Annotated in this window: 16 protein-coding genes; 13 read left to right on the top strand and 3 right to left on the bottom strand. The window is 60.7% G+C overall.

The annotated features are described in order from the left end of the window. Positions 1-20 precede the first annotated feature (20 nt). The 11 genes from kdpA (at position 21) to ACQZ6F_RS02570 (ending at position 12632) form a co-directional block, all read left to right on the top strand. The gene (kdpA, locus tag ACQZ6F_RS02620) at positions 21-1724 is read left to right on the top strand and encodes a potassium-transporting ATPase subunit KdpA (RefSeq protein ID WP_449092526.1); all 1704 of its coding nucleotides are present in this window, start codon (positions 21-23) and stop codon (positions 1722-1724) included. Between the two features lie 12 nt (positions 1725-1736). Continuing rightward, positions 1737-1898, top strand: a complete 162-nt coding sequence (locus ACQZ6F_RS02615) for a hypothetical protein (protein WP_158008759.1) — start codon at positions 1737-1739, stop codon at positions 1896-1898. Positions 1899-1945: 47 nt separating this feature from the next. Next, a complete protein-coding gene (kdpB, locus tag ACQZ6F_RS02610; RefSeq protein WP_077467992.1) occupies positions 1946-4033 on the top strand; it encodes a potassium-transporting ATPase subunit KdpB in 2088 nt (695 codons plus the stop codon). Between the two features lie 11 nt (positions 4034-4044). Further along, on the top strand, positions 4045-4650 hold the full coding sequence (locus ACQZ6F_RS02605) for a K(+)-transporting ATPase subunit C (protein ID WP_449092525.1): 606 nt from the start codon (positions 4045-4047) through the stop codon (positions 4648-4650). A 60-nt stretch (positions 4651-4710) separates the two neighbouring features. Further along, positions 4711-7422, top strand: a complete 2712-nt coding sequence (locus ACQZ6F_RS02600) for a DUF4118 domain-containing protein (RefSeq protein ID WP_449092524.1) — start codon at positions 4711-4713, stop codon at positions 7420-7422. Continuing rightward, positions 7419-8111, top strand: a complete 693-nt coding sequence (locus tag ACQZ6F_RS02595; RefSeq protein WP_449092523.1) for a response regulator — start codon at positions 7419-7421, stop codon at positions 8109-8111. The genes ACQZ6F_RS02600 and ACQZ6F_RS02595 overlap by 4 nt, the downstream gene beginning before the upstream one ends. A 92-nt stretch (positions 8112-8203) precedes the next feature. Next, positions 8204-8659, top strand: a complete 456-nt coding sequence (locus ACQZ6F_RS02590; RefSeq protein ID WP_449092522.1) for a PTS sugar transporter subunit IIA — start codon at positions 8204-8206, stop codon at positions 8657-8659. A gap of 160 nt (positions 8660-8819) precedes the next feature. Continuing rightward, positions 8820-9848, top strand: a complete 1029-nt coding sequence (locus ACQZ6F_RS02585; protein ID WP_077467997.1) for a sulfate ABC transporter substrate-binding protein — start codon at positions 8820-8822, stop codon at positions 9846-9848. 6 nt (positions 9849-9854) lie between these two features. Next, positions 9855-10712, top strand: coding sequence for a sulfate ABC transporter permease subunit CysT (gene cysT / locus ACQZ6F_RS02580; protein ID WP_449092521.1), 858 nt, complete (start codon positions 9855-9857; stop codon positions 10710-10712). Next, positions 10702-11574 carry a sulfate ABC transporter permease subunit CysW gene (cysW, locus tag ACQZ6F_RS02575; RefSeq protein ID WP_449092520.1) on the top strand — a complete coding sequence of 291 codons (873 nt, stop codon included), beginning with the start codon at positions 10702-10704 and terminating at the stop codon, positions 11572-11574. Before cysT ends, cysW begins: the two co-directional genes overlap by 11 nt. A gap of 11 nt (positions 11575-11585) precedes the next feature. Beyond that, a complete protein-coding gene (locus ACQZ6F_RS02570) occupies positions 11586-12632 on the top strand; it encodes a sulfate/molybdate ABC transporter ATP-binding protein (RefSeq protein ID WP_449092519.1) in 1047 nt (348 codons plus the stop codon). A gap of 35 nt (positions 12633-12667) precedes the next feature. Here ACQZ6F_RS02570 and ACQZ6F_RS02565 read toward each other — a convergent pair whose 3' ends face one another. Next, on the bottom strand, positions 12668-13465 hold the full coding sequence (locus tag ACQZ6F_RS02565) for an NAD-dependent epimerase/dehydratase family protein (protein WP_449092518.1): 798 nt from the start codon (positions 13463-13465) through the stop codon (positions 12668-12670). 228 nt (positions 13466-13693) lie between these two features. On the opposite strand from ACQZ6F_RS02565, the gene ACQZ6F_RS02560 reads away from it, so the two are divergent. Together ACQZ6F_RS02560 and ACQZ6F_RS02555 are read left to right on the top strand one after the other, a co-directional pair. Next, a complete protein-coding gene (locus tag ACQZ6F_RS02560; RefSeq protein ID WP_449092517.1) occupies positions 13694-14875 on the top strand; it encodes an MFS transporter in 1182 nt (393 codons plus the stop codon). 539 nt (positions 14876-15414) lie between these two features. Further along, positions 15415-16170, top strand: a complete 756-nt coding sequence (locus ACQZ6F_RS02555) for an SDR family oxidoreductase (protein ID WP_449092516.1) — start codon at positions 15415-15417, stop codon at positions 16168-16170. Positions 16171-16265: 95 nt separating this feature from the next. Here ACQZ6F_RS02555 and ACQZ6F_RS02550 read toward each other — a convergent pair whose 3' ends face one another. Both ACQZ6F_RS02550 and ACQZ6F_RS02545 read right to left on the bottom strand, forming a co-directional pair. Beyond that, complete coding sequence (locus ACQZ6F_RS02550) at positions 16266-17105, bottom strand: endonuclease/exonuclease/phosphatase family protein (RefSeq protein ID WP_449092515.1); 840 nt, start codon at positions 17103-17105, stop codon at positions 16266-16268. A gap of 123 nt (positions 17106-17228) precedes the next feature. Continuing rightward, positions 17229-18692, bottom strand: coding sequence for a phospholipase D-like domain-containing protein (locus tag ACQZ6F_RS02545; protein ID WP_449092514.1), 1464 nt, complete (start codon positions 18690-18692; stop codon positions 17229-17231). Between the last annotated feature and the right edge of the window lie 240 nt (positions 18693-18932).

The following is an 18932-nucleotide window of genomic DNA, read 5'->3' as shown; positions in this document are numbered from 1 at the left end:
GGATAGGGAAAGTTACTTCCATGACCCTCAACGGATGGCTTCAGATCCTCATTTATATCGGGATCCTTCTCCTGCTCGTCAAACCGCTCGGCGGTTATATGACGCGTGTCTTTACCGGCGAGCGCACACCTCTCTCTTATGTCTTCGGCCCGGTGGAGCGGGGACTTTATCGTCTCGCCGGCACGGACGAGCGCGAAGAGCAGCACTGGACGACCTACTCGATCTCCATGCTTCTGTTCAGCCTCGCCGGCTTCCTCGTGCTCTATGCGCTGCAGCGACTGCAGGCCGGCTTGCCGTATAACCCGGCGGGCATGACGGCGGTCGGGCCGGAACTGTCTTTCAACACGGCCACCAGTTTCGTCACCAATACCAACTGGCAGAACTATGGCGGTGAAAGCACGATGTCCTATCTCGTGCAGATGGCCGGCCTGACGGTGCAGAACTTCGTATCTGCGGCGACAGGCATTGCCATAGCCATTGCCCTGATCCGCGCCTTTGCGCGCGCCTCGGGCAAGGCGATCGGCAATTTCTGGGTCGATATGACCAGAGCGACGCTCTACGTGCTGCTGCCGATCTGCATCGTCCTGACGATTGCCTTCGTCTATCTCGGCGTGCCGCAGACGCTCGGGCCCTATGTCAACGCGACGACGCTTGAAGGCGCACAGCAGACCATCGCTGTCGGCCCTGTTGCCTCGCAGCTTGCCATCAAGATGCTCGGCACCAATGGCGGTGGCTTCTTCAACGCCAACTCGGCCCATCCGTTCGAAAACCCGGACGCGATCTCCAACCTCATTCAGATGCTGGCGATCTTCGCCATCGGCGCTGCGCTTACCAACGTCTTCGGCCGTATGGTCGGCAGCCAGCGTCAGGGCTGGGCCATCCTCGCCGCCATGGGCACTCTGTTCATTGCGGGCGTGATCGTCACCTATTGGGCCGAGGCTGCCGGCAATCCGCTGATCCATGCACTTGGCGTGCAGGGCGGCAACATGGAAGGCAAGGAAGTCCGCTTCGGCATCGCCGCCTCCTCACTGTTTGCCGTCATCACCACGGCTGCATCCTGCGGCGCGGTCAACGGCATGCTCGACAGCTTCACCGCGATTGGCGGCTTGATCCCGCTCATCAACCTGCAGCTTGGCGAAGTCATCGTCGGCGGCGTCGGCGCCGGTTTCTACGGCATCCTGATGTTCGTCATCATCGCCATCTTCGTTGCCGGCCTGATGGTTGGACGCACGCCCGAATATCTCGGCAAGAAGATCGAGGCCAAAGAAGTGAAGATGGCAATGCTTGCCGTGCTTTGCCTGCCCTTCGGCATGCTGATCTTCACGGCGATCTCCGTCGTGCTGCCTTCGGCAGTGGCCTCGGTCGGCAATTCCGGTCCGCATGGCTTCTCGGAAATCCTCTACGCCTATAGCTCGGCTGCGGCAAACAACGGCTCGGCCTTCGGCGGTCTGTCCGGCAATACGCCCTGGTACAACATCACCCTCGGCATGGTCATGCTGATCGGCCGCTTCCTGGTCATCGTTCCCGCTCTTGCGATTGCCGGTTCGCTGATTACCAAGAAGACCGTCCCCGCTTCGGCCGGCACCTTCCCGACCGATGGCCCGCTCTTCGTCGGCCTGCTTGTCGGTACGATCCTGATCGTCGGCGGCTTGACCTTCTTCCCGGCCCTCGCGCTCGGACCGATCGTCGACCACCTGGCAATGATCGCCGGCCAGACCTTTTAAGGGGTGAAGGCCATGAGCCAGCCGCTTTTGAGCAAGCTTAGAAAAGTCATCGACCCACGCCCCTTCGACAGGGGGCGTGGCCCGGCGGGAACGACCTGTGCTTCCGACGCCATTCTGTTGGCGATGGTCACCCTGTTTCTCGGCCTTGTCATCTTCGGATTTCTAATCGGCTGATCGGTGCGTTCCGATCTGACGTTTTCCTCTTCACGCTGGAGCCTCTTATGAGCCAGTTAAAATCAGCGAGTATTCTGGATTCTCGCATCCTCGTTCCGGCGGTCGGCGCTGCTTTCAAAAAGCTGAACCCGCGCACGCTTGCCAAGAACCCCGTCATGTTCGTGGTCGCCGTCGTTTCGGCACTGACGACCGTTCTGTTTCTGCGCGACCTGATCGTCGGCGGCGGCAATCTCGCGTTCTCCCTGCAGATCAATATCTGGCTGTGGTTCACGGTGTTGTTTGCCAATTTCGCTGAAGCTGTCGCCGAAGGCCGTGGCAAGGCGCAGGCGGATTCGCTGCGCAAATCGCGCACGGAGACCCAGGCGAAGCTTCTGAGCGGCACCAGCCGCACCGACTACAAGATGGTGCCGGGCACCAGCCTCAAGGTCGGTGACGTCGTGCTGGTCGAAGCTGGCGACATCATCCCGTCGGACGGCGAAGTCATCGAAGGCGTTGCCTCGGTCAACGAAGCGGCGATCACAGGTGAATCGGCCCCGGTCATCCGTGAATCGGGTGGCGACCGTTCGGCCGTCACGGGCGGCACGCAGGTCCTGTCGGACGAGATCCGCGTGCGCATCACGGCAGCAGCCGGCTCGACCTTCATCGACCGCATGATCGCACTGGTCGAGGGTGCCGAACGTCAGAAGACGCCGAATGAGATCGCGCTCAACATCCTGCTTGCCGGCATGACGCTGATCTTCGTGCTTGCCACGGTCACGATCCCGAGCTTTGCGGCCTATGCCGGCGGCTCGATCCAGACGGTCGTGCTCGTTGCCCTGTTCGTGACGCTGATCCCGACGACAATCGGTGCGCTTCTCTCGGCGATCGGTATCGCCGGCATGGACCGTCTGGTGCGCTTCAATGTGCTTGCCATGTCGGGCCGCGCCGTCGAGGCAGCCGGCGACGTCGACACGCTCTTGCTCGATAAAACCGGCACGATCACCCTCGGCAACCGTCAGGCTACCGCCTTCCGCCCGGTTCGGGGTGTCAGCGAGCAGGATCTGGCCGATGCTGCCCAGCTCGCCTCGCTTGCCGACGAAACGCCGGAAGGGCGCTCCATCGTCGTGCTTGCCAAGGAGAAGTATGCCATCCGTGGTCGCGACATGACGAGCCTCAAGGCCACCTTCGTGCCCTTCACTGCCCAGACCCGCATGAGCGGTGTCGATCTCGAGGGTTCGTCGATCCGTAAGGGCGCTGTCGATGCGGTTCTTGCCTATGTGGACGGTGCTGCCAATAGCGGCAGCGATGGCACGGCTGTCATCTCGCGTACCACCAGCGAGACGCTTCGCGAGCTGCAGGGGATCGCCGACGAGATCGCCAAGGCCGGCGGCACGCCGCTTGCTGTTGCCCGTGATGGCCGCCTGCTCGGCGTTATCCATCTCAAGGACATCATCAAGGGCGGCATCCGCGAGCGCTTTGCAGAATTGCGCCGCATGGGTATCCGCACGGTAATGATCACGGGTGATAATCCGCTCACGGCTGCTGCTATCGCCGCCGAAGCCGGGGTGGACGATTTCCTCGCCCAGGCAACTCCGGAAATGAAGCTGGCGCTGATGCGCGAAGAGCAGGCCAAGGGCAAGCTCGTCGCCATGTGCGGTGACGGCACCAACGACGCCCCGGCTCTAGCCCAGGCCGACGTCGGCGTCGCCATGAACACCGGCACCGTGGCCGCCCGCGAGGCCGGCAACATGGTCGACCTCGATAGCGACCCGACGAAGCTGATCGAGATCGTCGAAATCGGCAAGCAGTTGCTGATGACCCGCGGCGCGCTCACCACCTTCTCGATCGCCAATGATATCGCGAAGTATTTCGCCATCATCCCGGCAATGTTCATTGCCTTCTATCCGCAGCTGAAGACGCTGAACATCATGGGGCTCGCCACGCCGCAGAGCGCCATCCTTTCCGCGATCATCTTCAACGCCCTGATCATCGTTGCGCTGATCCCACTGTCGCTGAAGGGCGTTCGTTATCGCCCGATCGGTGCCGGCGCCCTGCTGAGCCGTAACCTGCTGATCTACGGCCTTGGCGGCATCATCGTACCCTTCATCGGCATCAAGGCCATCGACATGGCGATTACCGCCATTGGCCTGGTCTAAGGAGATTTCCCATGCTGAAACAAATCAGACCTGCCATCGTCATGATCGTCGCCACGACCGTTTTGACCGGCCTTGCCTATCCGCTCGCCATGACAGGCGTCGCCCAGGCTCTCTTCCCCCATCAGGCCAATGGCAGCTTGGTGGAGAAGGATGGGAAGGTCATCGGCTCCAGCCTGATCGGCCAGAGCTTCACCACAGACCGCTATTTCCACGGTCGCCTATCGGCGACGACAGGAACGGACCCGAATGACCCAACCAAATCGGTTGCTGCTCCATATAACGCGGCCAATTCCGGCGGCTCCAATCTCGGTCCGACCAGCGCTGCGCTGATGACCCGCATCAAGGGTGACGCCGCGGCGCTGCAGGCTCAGAACCCGAACATGCCGGTTCCGATCGACCTGGTCACGACCTCGGGCAGTGGTCTCGATCCGCATATTTCGCCTGAGGATGCCTACTTTCAGATCCCGCGCGTGGCCAAGGCGCGCAACATGGATGAAGCCAAGCTCAAGTCGATCGTCGACGCGGCTGTCGAATCCAGGGAGCTCGGTATTTTCGGTGAGCCTGTCGTCAACGTACTGGCATTGAACCAAGCGCTCGATGCCTCTATGAATCAATAGGTTGTGAAGGTTGGGACGGCAATGGCCGTCTCAACCTTGTAACGGAAGACGAACCCACTGATGGCAGATGACAGCCGCGACATGATGAGCAGGCCTTCACCCGACGCGCTTCTGGAAAAAGCGAAGGCCGAGGCACGCGGGCGGCTGAAAATCTTTCTGGGTGCGGCGCCCGGCGTCGGCAAGACCTATGAGATGCTGATTTCCGGCAAGGCGAAGATCGCCGATGGCGTTGATGTCGTCGTCGGTGTGGTCGAAACCCATGGGCGGCGCGAGACGGAGGCTCTGATCGAGGGCTTCGAAATCATCCCGCGTGTCGATGTCGACTATAAGGGACGATCGCTCGAGGAGATGGATCTCGACGCCATTCTCAAGCGCCGGCCCCAGCTTGTGCTGGTCGACGAGCTAGCGCACACCAACGCGCAGGGCAGCCGTCATCCGAAGCGCTACCTCGACGTCAAGGAACTCCTGGAGCGCGGCATTGACGTCTATACGACGCTGAACATCCAGCATGTCGAAAGCCTGAACGATGTCGTTTCGCAGATCACGCGCGTCCGGGTGCGGGAGACCGTGCCGGATTCGATCATCGATCTGGCCGATGATGTCGAGATCATCGACCTGACCCCGGATGATCTGATCAAACGGCTGCATGACGGCAAGGTCTATGTGTCGAAAACGGCCGAGCGGGCGCTGACCAATTATTTCACGCCCGGCAATCTGACGGCGCTGCGCGAGCTGGCGCTGCGGCGCACGGCGCAGCGCGTCGACGATCAGTTGCTCACCCACATGCAGGCCCATGCAATCTCCGGCCCGTGGGCTGCAGGCGAGCGGGTGCTGGTGTCCATCGATCATCATCCGCGTTCCGCCTCGCTGGTGCGCTATGCCGCGCGGATGGCTTCGCGCCTGCGGGCTCCCTGGGCCGCCGTCTATGTCGAAACCAATCGCTCGATCAGTCTGACGGAGGTGCAGCGCGACACCATAGCCGCAACGCTGCGGCTTGCCGAACAGCTCGGCGGCGAAGCCATCACCATTCCGGGCCGCGAAGTGGCAGAGGAACTGATCCGCCATTCTGCCAGCAACAACGTCACCCATATCGTCATCGGCTCGCCAAAAATTGGATCCTGGCGGGATTGGTCGCGGCGTTCGGTTTCCTATGATCTGATCCGCAAGGCCGGCGATATCAGCGTCCATGTCATTTCCGGCACGGATGCTGAGGGACAGCCCGCCAGCCGAGGCGTCAAGGCAGCGCCTTCGCCTCCTCCCTTCCAGTTGCGCGGCTATGTTCTGGCAACGCTCTATGTAGCCGTTGCGCTCGGCTTCTGCGTCATCCTCGATCAGGTGTTGGATGTGCGCAATCTGGCGCTTGTCTTCCTGATGGCGGTGCTGGCGACCGCGGTGACGCAAGGGCTGCGCCCGGCACTCTATTCCTGCATTCTCGGCGCATTGGCTTTCAATTTCTTCTTCCTGCCGCCGCGCTACACCTTGACGATCAGCGATCCGGAAAGCGTGCTCGCCTTCTTCTTCTTCCTGGGGGTCGCCATCATCGCCAGCAATCTGACGGCGACCGTGCAGCGGCAGGCCGCCGCTGCACGCCAGCGGGCGCGAACGACGGAAGATCTGTATCTCTTTTCCAAGAAGCTCGCCGGCACCGGCACGCTTGACGACGTATTGTGGGCAACGGCTTTTCAGCTCGCCTCGATGCTGAAGCTGCGTGTCGTGCTGCTTCTGCCGGAGGATGGCACGATCGCGGTCAAGGCCGGTTATCCACCTGATGACACGCTCGACGATGCCGATATTGCCGCGGCGCGCTGGGCCTGGGAGCACAATCATGCGGCAGGGCGCGGCGCGGATACTTTGCCTGGCGCCCGCCGCCTCTACGTTCCGCTGCGAACGGGCCGCACCGCGGTCGGCGTCATCGGCCTCGATAGCGATCGTCGCGATGGGCCGCTGCTCACGCCGGAGCAGCAACGATTGCTCGATGCGCTCGCCGATCAGGCCGCGCTCGCCGTCGAGCGCGTTCAACTTGTGGCAGACGTTGATCGCGCGAAACTGGCCGTCGAGGCGGATAGGCTGCGCTCGGCGCTGCTGACCTCCATTTCCCATGATTTGAAGACGCCGCTTGCCGCGATCATGGGGGCCGCCGGGACACTGCGCGATTATCTGGAAACGCTGCCGCATGAAGATCGCGTGGATCTTCTGTCGACCGTCATCGATGAATCCGAACGCCTCAACCGTTTCATCGTCAATTTGCTCGACATGACGAAGATTGAATCAGGCGCGATGGAGCCGAATTATGCTCTGCATTATGGCGGCGATATCGTTGGCAGCGCCTTGCGGCGCGCGCAGAAGATTCTGAGCCACCATCGCTTGGAGGTGCAGATACCTGTCGACCTGCCGATGGTGCGGGTCGATCCGGTGCTGTTCGAGCAGGTGCTGTTCAATCTGCTCGATAATGCCGCGAAATACGCGCCTGAGGCCTCGGCCATCCGCCTCGAAGCATGGGCGGATATCGACAATATCGTTTTCAGGGTCATGGACGAGGGGCCGGGCATTCCGCCCGCCGATCTCGAGCGCGTCTTCGACACCTTCTACCGCGTGCGCAAGGGTGATCAGGTGAGGGCGGGCACCGGCCTCGGCCTTTCCATCTGCCGCGGTTTCATCGAAGCCATGGGCGGCACGATTGCCGCCGGCAACAGAACCGATCGCCAAGGGGCGGTCTTCACCATCCGCCTGCCAAGACCAACGGATGTCCCGAAGCTGGATGAATTGAAATGAACACGACTGCCGTCAAGATTCTCGTCGTCGATGACGAGCCGCCGATCCGCAAGTTGCTGCGCGTCGGCCTCGGTGCCCAAGGCTATACGGTCAACGAGGCGCAGAATGCTGCCGCCGCGAAAGCCTCCGTCGATGAGGACCGACCGGACCTGATCGTGCTCGATCTCGGACTGCCCGATAAATCCGGCCAGGATTTGCTGCTGGAATGGCGCGAGGATGGCGTGCAGATTCCGGTGGTCATCCTGTCGAGCCGCACGGACGAGGCCGGCATCGTCAAGGCGCTGGAAAGCGGGGCGGACGACTATGTCACCAAGCCTTTTGGCGTCAATGAGCTTGCGGCGCGCATTCGTGTCGCTCTGCGCCACCGGCTGCAGCAGCAGGGTGAAAAGGCGATCTTCCAGACCGGCGCCCTCTCGATCGATCTCGTCAAGCGCATCGTCAAGGTCGAGGGCAAGGAGATCAAGCTGTCGCCGAAGGAATACGATATTCTGCGGGTGCTTGCCCAGCACGCCGGCAAGGTGCTGACCCATCAGTTCCTGTTGAAGCAGATCTGGGGGCCGGCCGCGGACGTGCAATATCTGCGCGTCTATGTCCGCCAGCTCCGGCAGAAGATCGAGCAGATCCCCGATCAGCCGCATTACATCACTACCGAAACAGGCGTCGGCTATCGTCTTCGCGAGCCGGAATGAGCCGCTGTCCGGCCCCGCGATGAGGCGCCCTGATCCTCATCGCCGTCGCATGAACACCAGCATTAACGATTGTCCGATCCTCAAGAGCGACCATGGCCCTTTCTACTATCATCTTGCCCGAACACGTCTTCATAGGGGTGTCCGCCCCAACCAAATGGCGGGCGCTGCAGATGTTGTCATCGAAGGCGGCAAGCTGTTTTGGCCTGGATGAGGGGACTGTCCTGAGGGCTCTTGAGACACGGGAAAAGCTGGGAACGACCGGTATCGGCAATGGTGTCGCGGTTCCGCATGCGGCGATCGCCGGCATGACCAGGCCGCGTGGCCTGCTGGTTCGCTTCGCGCATCCCGTGGATTTCGAGGCGATCGACGATGCCCCGACCAGATGGGCCTTTGTGCTGCTTTTCGGAGAGGGCGGTCGCAGCGATTATCTGAACGTGCTTGCCGCAATCGCCAGGCGCTTGAGGACAGAGGGCGTGCTGACCGCGATGCTGAAGGCAAAAACGGCGGACGAACTCTACTCCGTCTTCATGTCCGACTCCATCGTTTGATACCGCTGATTGTGGACCCCCGCGGCCAAGCGGGAATGTGATTTCACTTTTCTGGATTCTATGGGATGGTGTTCTCCGGAGTTCCTTAAAACGGGAACGGTCTTCGTTACTTTATACGACCAAGTTGATAGGGTTTAGGAACTAACGAAGGGGGTTTTCCATGCAGACGATAAAGCTTTCCCGGCTTCTCGCCACCGCAGTTCTGATCGGCAGTTTTTCCGTTGCGGCAGTTGCGCCGACATGGGCCGCCGACAAGACGCTTCTGAATGTTTCCTACGATCCGACGCGTGAGTTGTACAAGGATTTCAACACCGTATTCGCGGCGAAGTGGAAGAAGGATACCGGCGAGACTATCAACATCAAGGCCTCGCATGGCGGCTCCGGCGCGCAGGCGCGTTCGGTTATCGACGGTCTCGACGCTGATGTCGTCACGCTGGCGCTGGAAGGCGATATCGATGCGATCGCCAAGGCGACGCACAAGATTCCGGCCGACTGGAAAACCAAGTTTCCGAATAATTCCGTTCCCTATACCTCGACCATCGTCTTCCTAGTGCGCAAGGGTAATCCGAAGGGCATCAAGGACTGGTCTGATCTGGTCAAGGACGGCGTGGAAGTCATCACCCCGAACCCGAAGACATCGGGCGGCGCGCGATGGAACATTCTGGCGGCCTGGGCTTGGGCCAAGCAGGCGAATGGCGGCGACGATGCAAAGGCGCAGGACTATCTCACGCAGCTTCTGAAGCACGTCCCGGTTCTCGATACCGGTGCGCGCGGCGCAACGACGACCTTCGTACAGCGGGGCCTCGGCGATGTTCTGCTCGCGTGGGAGAACGAAGCCTATCTGTCGCTTGACGAACTCGGCCCGGATAAATTCGAGGTCGTAACCCCGTCCTTCTCGATCCGTGCGGATCCGCCGGTCGCTGTCGTCGACGGCAATGTCGATACCAAGGGCACCCGGAAGATCGCCGAAGCCTATCTGAACTATCTGTATTCTGACGAAGGTCAGAAGATCGCTGCCAAGCATTACTACCGGCCGATCAAGCCAGCGGCAGCCGATCCCAAGGATATCGCCCGCTTCCCGAACCTGAAGCTCGCAACGATTGACGATTTCGGCGGATGGGCTAAAGCTCAGCCCAAGTTCTTCGACGATGGTGGCGTCTTCGATCAGGTCTACAAGCCGGGAAAATAACTCTGAATGCATTCCATAACCCGCAAACGGTGGCGGTTTCGGCAGCCGAGTGTCATTCCGGGCTTCGGATTGGCGCTCGGCGTTACCTTGGCTTGGCTCATCTTCATCGTCCTCATTCCGCTGTCTGGACTGCTATGGAAAAGCAGCTCTCTCGGCTGGGATAAATTCTGGGCCCTGGCTCTTGATCTGCGCACGCTTTATGCGCTGCGCATGAGTTTTGGCGGCGCCTTCATCGCAGCGCTCGTCAATGCCGTCCTCGGCCTTATCATGGCCTGGGTGCTGGTGCGCTACCGCTTTCCCGGCAAGCGCATCATCGATGCCATGGTCGATCTGCCGTTCGCATTGCCGACGGCGGTGGCTGGTATCGCGCTGACGACGCTCTATTCGCCGAACGGTTGGATCGGACAGTTCCTGGCGCCGCTCGGCATCAAGATCGCCTTCACGCCGATTGGCATCGTCATCGCGCTGATTTTCGTCGGCCTGCCCTTCGTGGTGCGCACGGCTCAGCCGGTCATGGAAGAGATCGACCGTGAAGTCGAAGAGGCGGCCGCAACCTTGGGGGCGACCCGTTTCCAGACGATCACCCGGGTCTTGCTGCCGGGGCTGGCGCCCGCCGCGCTCACCGGTTTCGCATTGGCCTTTGCGCGTGCCGCCGGCGAATACGGCTCGGTGATCTTTATCGCCGGTAACAAGCCCTATGTCTCGGAAATCGCACCCTTGCTCATCGTCATCCGCCTCGAGGAATATAACTACGCGGCGGCAACGGCGATCGCGACGGTGATGTTGTTCATTTCCTTCACCATGCTTTTGATCATCAATCTCATCCAGTCCTGGAGCAGAAGGAGGTATGGCTATGGCACATGATCTTTCTGCCGCCTCCGCTCTGGAGCATCCGGTCATCACCGAAAGCCGTGCGGCACGCATCATTTTCGTGCTTATTTCGCTTACCTTTCTGACGCTGATGGTGCTGCTGCCCTTGGCTGCAGTCTTCGTCGAAGCCTTCCGCAAGGGTATCGAGGCCTTCTTCGATGCCCTGGTCGACGACGAGACCTTCGCCGCCATCCGGCTGACATTGATCGTGGCCGGTATCAGCGTGCCGCTGAACCTTGTCTGCGGCGTCGCAGCAGCCTGGGCGATCGCCAAGTTCGAGTTCAAGGGCAAGGCGTTCCTGACCACCTTGATCGACCTGCCGTTCTCCGTCTCGCCTGTTATATCCGGTCTGGTGTTCGTGTTGCTGTTCAGTTCCAGCAGCACACTCGGGCCCTGGCTGCAGAGCCATGGCATACAGATCCTGTTTGCTGTTCCAGCCCTGGTCCTGGCGACGATGTTCGTCACTTTCCCCTTCGTAGCCCGTGAATTGATCCCGCTGATGCAGGAACAAGGGAATGCGGACGAGGAGGCGGCACTCTCGCTCGGGGCCAATGGCTGGCAGACCTTCTGGTATGTCACGCTGCCGAACATCAAATGGGGTCTGCTTTACGGCGTATTGCTTTGCAACGCCCGCGCCATGGGCGAGTTCGGCGCCGTTTCGGTCGTCTCCGGTCATATCCGCGGCGAAACGAACACGATGCCGCTGCAGGTCGAGATCCTTTATAACGACTATAATTTCTCGGGGGCTTTTGCCGTTGCCACATTGCTGGCCCTGCTTGCCCTTGTCACACTTATACTGAAGACGTTGCTGGAAATGCGCTATAGCGAAGAGATCGCAGCCAGCCGGCGTCACTGAAGGAATTTTTGATGGAAGTTCGCGTTCAAAACCTGCGCAAGGAATTCGGTCGCTTTCCCGCATTGCATGACGTCTCTCTGGATATCCGTTCGAGCGAACTGATTGCGCTTCTCGGTCCGTCGGGCTCCGGCAAGACGACGCTTTTGCGTTTGATTGCCGGGCTGGAAACGCCGACGGAAGGCCAGATCTTCTTCGGTGAGGAGGATGCTTCGCGAAAGACCGTGCAGCAGCGTAATATCGGCTTCGTGTTCCAGCATTACGCATTGTTTCGGCATATGACCGTGCTGGAAAATATCTCCTTCGGTCTCAAGGTTCGCTCGGCCTCTCGCCGTCCGCCACGCGCGGAAATTTACCGGCGCGCCACGGAGCTGCTGGAGCTGGTGCAGCTCAACGGGCTGGAGAAGCGCTATCCAGCGCAGCTTTCAGGCGGTCAGCGGCAGCGTGTGGCGCTGGCACGCGCCATGGCGGTCGAGCCGAATGTGCTGCTTCTGGACGAGCCATTTGGCGCGCTTGACGCGCAGGTGCGCAAGGATCTGCGCAAGTGGCTGCGGGAAATTCACGATCGCACTGGTCACACGACGGTTTTCGTGACGCATGACCAGGAGGAAGCACTGGAACTTGCCGACAGGGTCGTCGTTCTCAACAAGGGCGCCATCGAGCAGGTCGGTACTCCAGACGAGATCTACGATACGCCGAATTCCCCCTTCGTGTACGGCTTCATCGGCCAGTCCAATCGCGTCAAGGTGCGCGTTACCAGTGGGGAAATATGGTTCGAGGACCGGCCGCTCGGATTGAGCACGCCGCATGAGCCGGATGGCGATGCCTATCTCTATTTCCGCCCGCACGATATCGAGCTGCATGAAGGCGATGGCGGTGCGATTGCCGGCCTGCTCTTTTCCAGCCGGCGCGTTGCTGGCACGCGGCATCTCGAAATCAATATCGGCGAAAACCACGACCATATCGAGATCGAGCTGCCGCCGAACAAGGCCGATGCGCTCGACCGTAACCGCATCGCCTTCCGGCCGACCAAGTGGAAGCTGTTCCGCAACGGTGGCTGACGGCCTGCCGTTCGCCACAGATTGGCCGGCTTCGGTCAATCCTCGGGATGAGCGGCTGAGACAAAGCCGCCGCCCTGGTAGATGACTGCCGGATCGTTGGGGTCTTCCTGCGGTGTTCTTGCGAGAACTTCGGCGCGCCACGGGGCGGAACTATCACGCGGCCGCCAGCCCAGGAAGGCCGCTTGGCTATTGTCCCACCATTGCTCGTCATTGTCCGAAGCGCCGTAGACGATCGTATGTCCGAGCCGGGGCGCATCGAAGGCGCAGCCGCAGAGCGACAGAAAATCCCTTGCGCTGAACCAGGTGGCCAGCATGCGCGGATTGCGCGGTTCGGGAAAGCAGGAGCCGATGCGCACGGTCAAAGTTTCCTGACCGAACTTGTCGAAGTAGAGGCTCGCGACCGCTTCGCCGAATACCTTGGAGACACCGTAAAGAGAATCCGGCCGCGTCGGCACCTTGTTGTCAATCCGCTCGTCACGGCGATAGAAGCCGATCGCGTGGTTCGAGCTTGCAAAGACAATGCGCGGCTTGCCTGCTGCCCGGGCTGCCTCATAGAGATTGTATAGGCCGAGGATATTGCCCTGCATGATCAGGTCGAAGGGCTTCTCCACCGAGATGCCACCGAGGTGGATGATGCCGTCGACGCCGGAAACCAGTTCGTCGACACCGCTGCGATCGGCGAGATCGCAGGCAACGAAGCGCTCGTTGGGCCGCAGATCATGTATCGGCGTGAGATCGGAGAGAACGACGCTCTCGGCGATTTGCGACAGAAGCGGACGCAGCGCCTGGCCGACGCCACCGGCAGCGCCCGTGAGCAGCAGAGTTTTCAGCATGGTTGTCTCCCGGATCAGTCTGGTCGATGGCCAGGTTATAATATGGCCTTTCCTCTAGCCATAGCCGAGGCGACCAGCAAGCCGCGTTTCAAGGAGTTTCTGGGCTTGACCGGCAGAAAGATGATCCGGCGTAACCATTCCCTACAGCTTGCTTTCTGCCAGCGCGTACTTGATGTACTTTTGGTTGAGATATAAAGAAACTCTTATGTCCTTATATGGGAGCCGCCCTTGTCCTTGCCCCTCTTCGCCTTGTTTCTGGCTGCGTTTGCGTTCGGCACAACCGAGTTCGTCATCGCGGGCATTCTTCCGGACGTGGCGCAGGGGCTAGGCGTCTCTATCCCTTTCGCCGGCTATCTGGTGTCCGGTTATGCGCTGGGTATCGCCGTCGGCGGACCATTCCTGACCATGGCGACACGACGGGTATCGCGTCGCACGATCCTGATAGCCCTTACGATCGCCTTTTGCTTTGGGCAAATCGCCTGCGCGCTCGCGCCCAGCTTCGCCGCCATGCTCGCTTTCCGGGTTGCGACCGCCATCGCCCATGGCGCCTATTTCGGTATTGCGATGGTGGTAGCGGTCGGCCTCGTCCCGCCCGCGTTTCGGGGTCGTGCGGTGTCCGTGATTCTCGCTGGTTTGACGGTCTCGAACATTATCGGCGTCCCCGCTGGCGCGGCGATTGGCGGGCTTTGGGGGTGGCGGACGACATTCTGGGCGATGACATTCGTCGGCGTCCTCGCATTGATCGCAATATGGGCTCTGATCCCCCAGACGAAAGCCGAGCCCCAACAAGCCGGCCATCTGGGGCGCGAAGTGCGTGTTCTTGGGCGCCAACAGGTTTGGACCTCCCTCATCATCATGCTCGCGCTGATGATCGGGCAGATGGTGCCGTTCACCTATATAACGCCTCTCTTGCGGGAGGTGACAGGCCTGGATGCCATGATTATTCCCTGGGTGCTCCTCCTGAATGGCGTCGGCGCAACGCTGGGTGTTTTCATCGGGGGGCGATTGTCCGATTGGAAGTTGATGCCCGCGCTTATTGTCATGCTCGCCATTCAGGCCGCGATACTTGTCATTCTCTACCTGGTCAGCCCCTATCCCTTGCTGATGACCGCAACGATCTTCGTCTGGGGCGCCCTGAATTTTGCCATTGGCGCCCCGATTCAGGCCCGCATCTTGATGTGGACTGCCGATGCGCCAACCCTTGCTTCCTCGCTCATCCCATCGGGGTTCAACATCGGGATTGCCATTGCGGCGGTCATAGGGGCCGGTCTGCTTGAGGGTGGCTATGGTTATCGCAGTTTGCCGGTGCTGGGTGCCGTAGCGCTTGCTTTGGCCTGCCTGGTTGCCATCTTCTCCGCGGCACATGAAAAGCGCAGCGGTGCTGCTCTTCCCCAAGCGGCGTTCACGTGATCTTGCCCGCGAAGGCTTCAGCTTGACAACAAGCCGCCTGTCGCGTTAGACGCAAAACTGCAGTTGCTCCAGTAGCACTGTCGTAGGCGTTACCGTCATCCAACGCGTCCTTTGTCGAGAAGGTCCCAGCAGGGAGGTCTCGATGCAAGAGGCGTTCATGGTATGACATTGTTTTTCCCGATCCCATTCGCAAGCCGTTTGACGGCTCCCACAATGCTACCCGCAACGGATGCACTGCGGAGTAAATTCGCTCGATATGATCGGTGCGGCTATGCGGTTGGCAGCATCCTCTTTGGCACGACCATGCCGAAGGGAGAGCCTGCGACCCTGCGGTTCGAGAAAACACGTTTCCCATTGGCGCCAGCGCAATCTGGCCTGCTGTCCATTCCTCGCTTCGGTTCCGCCGAGGGGGCAATGATAAGGACAGCGGCACAGCTATGCGCTCTCGACGGCCGTGGACGTTCGGACCTCCCCAAAGAGGCCAGGGCCACGGGCGAACCATCGGCTGACGGCCGACATTGAACAATGGAGCAAAAACTATGCAGATGACTGGCAATACGATCCTCATTACCGGCGGCACCAGCGGCATTGGCCGCGCGCTCGCCGAAGCCTTCCACGACCGCGGCAATCGCGTGATCGTCACGGGGCGGCGGCGGGCCTTGCTTGAAGAGATCGCCGCGGAACGCCCCGGTCTGGTTGGCTTACCACTTGATCTTGATGACCCGGATTCCTTGCCTCGCCTTGCAAGCGATGTTCGGTTACTTTTCCCCGAGTTGAATATGCTGATCGCGAATGCCGGCATATCTCGGTCGGAGGATATGACAGCGGAGGGCTGGGATGTTTCCGCCGCTCAATCGGTCGTTGATACCAACATCATGGGCGTGCTACGGGTGGCGGCGGCATTCCTGCCGCTGCTGAAGGGCCGGCAAGGTGCGACTATCATGGCGACCAGTTCAAATCTGGCCTTCATTCCGCGCGCCGATTTCCCGACCTATTGCGCCAGCAAGGCCTTCCTGCATTCCTGGCTCCAGTCGTTACGGCATCAGCTTCGGAAGATTCCGGTGGAGGTGTTGGAGCTTTCGCCGCCTTATGTGCAGACCGAGCTTACGGGTGATCATCAGGCATCCGATCCGCGCGCCATGCCGGTCGCCGCCTATGTGGCGGAGGTCATGCAACTGCTGGAGGCGGGCAACCATCCAAGGGGAGAGGTACTGGTCGAGCGCGATCGTGCACGGCGGTCGGCCGAGCGGGAAGGCCGCTACGAGGAGGTTTACGCCGCGATCAACCCGGTTTGAAAGCGGGGGCGGGCCTGACGCAAGCAGACGGATCATTCACGGCCTCCCTTCGGAGGCCGTGAATGACATACCGCATTAAACGACAGGCTCTGCGCTCAAGCGGTATGCGAATGCATCCTGGCTCCGCCGTCGAGCGCTTCGAGGCTGACCATGGCCTTGATGGGCAAATGATCGGAGGCCACGCGGGCGAGCGGCGAGTCGTGTACCTCGACTGCCGAGATCATGCCGCGCCGGTTTGCCATGATGCGATCCAGCGCCAGGAGCGGCAGTGCCGAGGGAAAGCTTGGGACGGCCGGAGGAAGGGGGCCGAAGGCTGCCTGGAAGGTATTGAGCGAGGAACGGTCGCCCAGCCGCCATTCGTTGAGGTCGCCGAGCAGGATGGTAGGCGTATCGCCTCCATCATTCATCAGTTCGACGATCAGCCGCGTTTGCTGGGCGCGCGAACGGTGCAGCAGGCCGAGATGGGCTGCGATGATCCGGATGCTGCCGCCATGTGCCAGTTCTATCTCGGCAATCAGCGCGCCGCGCGGCTCCAGTCCGGGCAGTTTTATCTGATGCACATCGCGCACCGTGCCTTGCTTGAAAAGGACGACATTGCCGTGCCAGCCATGCGCCTTGCTGGTTCCCGCGATCGGCACAGGAATGAGCCCGGTGTCGCGTTCAAGCCTGCGCAGATCGAGCAGGCCGGTGCGTTCGCCAAAGCGCGTGTCGGCCTCCTGCAGGCCGATGACATCGGCATCGATCTCATGAATGACGCGGCTGATCCGATCCGGATCGAAGCGGCGATCGGCGCCGACGCATTTATGGACATTGTAGGAAGCGATCAGCGTGCCGGCCGCGTGGGCGGTCTTGGAGGCCTGTTTCGGGCGTGCCTGGTTTCTGTTCTTCAGGCTTTCCAGGATGCTCGCACGGAGACTTTCTTTCTTCTTCCGCATCTGTCCGCCGATCGTTTCCTTGACCAAACCATGCCGGGCACTCCCCTGGGAATATAGGAAGCGATGGCGGGCCTTGTCATGTAAAAAGGCCGCGACCACCGCAGAATGTCGATCTGAACTCATTCAGAGATAGGGTGAGCCGAGCCAGAAGACCTTCTCGATCAGCCTGACGATGAAGGGCCGGGCGCGCAGTTTTTCGAGATCGACCGGATGTGCCGTCTCGAGGATTGTCGCGATATGAGCGTCAATCGTGCCGGCGAAGCCGCGGTCGATCACTTCCAGATCCACCTCGAAATTCAGCCGCAAGGAGCGAGGATCGAGGTTGGAAGAGCCGACATAGGCCCATGTGCCATCGACGGCCAGAAGCTTGGAATGGTTGAATGGTCCCTCGGCACGCCAGATGCGGCAGTAATTCTTCAGCATCTGGTCGAACTGCGCGGTCATGGCGCGATCGACGAGCACGAGATTGTTCGCCGTCGGCACGACGATGTCGACTTCAACGCCACGTCTGGCTGCCGTGACGAGGGCGCTGATCAATTCCCGATCAGGCAGGAAATAGGGCGACATGATGCGGATCGTTTTGTGTGCGACCGACAACGCACCGATGAGCATCTTGTGGTTGGTCTCGACGCTGCGGTCGGGGCCGGAGGTCACTACGCGCATGAAGACGGGTGCACCCGGCTCGTTGGAGGGCGCTGAAATCCGCCATTCGTCTCCATCAAGCACTTCATCGGTCGTGAAGCGCCAATCCTCGGCGGCCGTATTGAAGAGATCGGCTACCGCGGGGCCCGTGACGCAGAAATGCATGTCGCGGGCGCAATGATCCCCGGCGAACTCACGCGTGAAACCCTCGCGAATGTTCATACCCCCGGTAAAGGCGATCCGCCCGTCGATGCTCAGGATCTTGCGGTGGGTGCGCAGATTGGCATAGGGCAATCGAAGACCGATGATAACGTTGCCGTTGAACACATCGGCGGCGACCCCGCCATGGCTGAGATAGCCCATGATCGTCGGCACGGAGTAGCGAGCGCCGACGGAATCGATCAGCACGCGAACACTGACACCGCGCTTGACGGCGGCGATGAGTGCGTCGGCAATACGCAGGCCGATCGGGTCGCGGTCGAATATATAGGTCTCCATCAGAATGCTGCGCTCGGCGCCATCGATCGCCGCCTTCATGGCCGCATAGGCCGCATCGCCGCTCGCCAGCATCTCGATGGTATTGCCGGTGCTCATGGTGTAGCGGGCCACGCGGTCGCCGAGCGTCTTCATCGAGCCGAAATGGTCGCCGAAGAGCTGCCGCACCCGGTGGTCGTCTGCATCGAAACTGGCAAGTTCTCCGGACGCATCCTTGCGAAAGAAGGCGTCACGGTGGGAACTTAGGGAGGCCCGGCGCATACGGTTGATGCCCGCGACGGCATAGAGCAGGGCACCGATGATGGGCGACAGGATGATGACGCCGACCCAGCCGATCGCTGCTCGCACATCCTCCTTCGTCATGGTGGCATGAATTGCCGCCGCCGCTCCCATGGCAATGGACAGGACGGCAAGAATTTGGCCCCAATGGGCAACCAGAAGGTCGATCATGATGCGAATATATCCCGGCCCGCGAAAGCTGCAATCGGCGGCCTTACAATCCGCTTTATATGGCTGATAGCGGTGCGAAAAGCCGCCTTATTAGATATTTTTAATTGAACAGCCCTGTCGCAGTCTTCATATTGAGGGTGCTTAGGCTGCTTCGCTGCCGTCCCCCACGGTATTCGTGTTTCTTGTGCGAAGCGCCACTGCGGTTCGGGAGTCGAGACTAGAGGAATCGTTCCATGGGCA

It is taken from the genome of Rhizobium sp. A22-96 (assembly GCF_053521805.1).
This window is presented reverse-complemented; position numbering and strand designations above follow the sequence as displayed.

Coding starts and splice junctions, on each gene's coding strand:
- ACQZ6F_RS02555 (WP_449092516.1), top strand. CDS start 15,415: ATGCAGATGACTGGCAATACGATCCTCATTACCGGCGGCACCAGCGGC.
- ACQZ6F_RS02605 (WP_449092525.1), top strand. CDS start 4,045: ATGCTGAAACAAATCAGACCTGCCATCGTCATGATCGTCGCCACGACC.
- ACQZ6F_RS02615 (WP_158008759.1), top strand. CDS start 1,737: ATGAGCCAGCCGCTTTTGAGCAAGCTTAGAAAAGTCATCGACCCACGC.
- cysT (WP_449092521.1), top strand. CDS start 9,855: ATGCATTCCATAACCCGCAAACGGTGGCGGTTTCGGCAGCCGAGTGTC.
- ACQZ6F_RS02600 (WP_449092524.1), top strand. CDS start 4,711: ATGGCAGATGACAGCCGCGACATGATGAGCAGGCCTTCACCCGACGCG.
- kdpA (WP_449092526.1), top strand. CDS start 21: ATGACCCTCAACGGATGGCTTCAGATCCTCATTTATATCGGGATCCTT.
- ACQZ6F_RS02570 (WP_449092519.1), top strand. CDS start 11,586: ATGGAAGTTCGCGTTCAAAACCTGCGCAAGGAATTCGGTCGCTTTCCC.
- ACQZ6F_RS02550 (WP_449092515.1), bottom strand. CDS start 17,105: ATGCGGAAGAAGAAAGAAAGTCTCCGTGCGAGCATCCTGGAAAGCCTG.
- ACQZ6F_RS02565 (WP_449092518.1), bottom strand. CDS start 13,465: ATGCTGAAAACTCTGCTGCTCACGGGCGCTGCCGGTGGCGTCGGCCAG.
- kdpB (WP_077467992.1), top strand. CDS start 1,946: ATGAGCCAGTTAAAATCAGCGAGTATTCTGGATTCTCGCATCCTCGTT.
- cysW (WP_449092520.1), top strand. CDS start 10,702: ATGGCACATGATCTTTCTGCCGCCTCCGCTCTGGAGCATCCGGTCATC.
- ACQZ6F_RS02545 (WP_449092514.1), bottom strand. CDS start 18,692: ATGATCGACCTTCTGGTTGCCCATTGGGGCCAAATTCTTGCCGTCCTG.
- ACQZ6F_RS02595 (WP_449092523.1), top strand. CDS start 7,419: ATGAACACGACTGCCGTCAAGATTCTCGTCGTCGATGACGAGCCGCCG.
- ACQZ6F_RS02585 (WP_077467997.1), top strand. CDS start 8,820: ATGCAGACGATAAAGCTTTCCCGGCTTCTCGCCACCGCAGTTCTGATC.
- ACQZ6F_RS02590 (WP_449092522.1), top strand. CDS start 8,204: ATGGCCCTTTCTACTATCATCTTGCCCGAACACGTCTTCATAGGGGTG.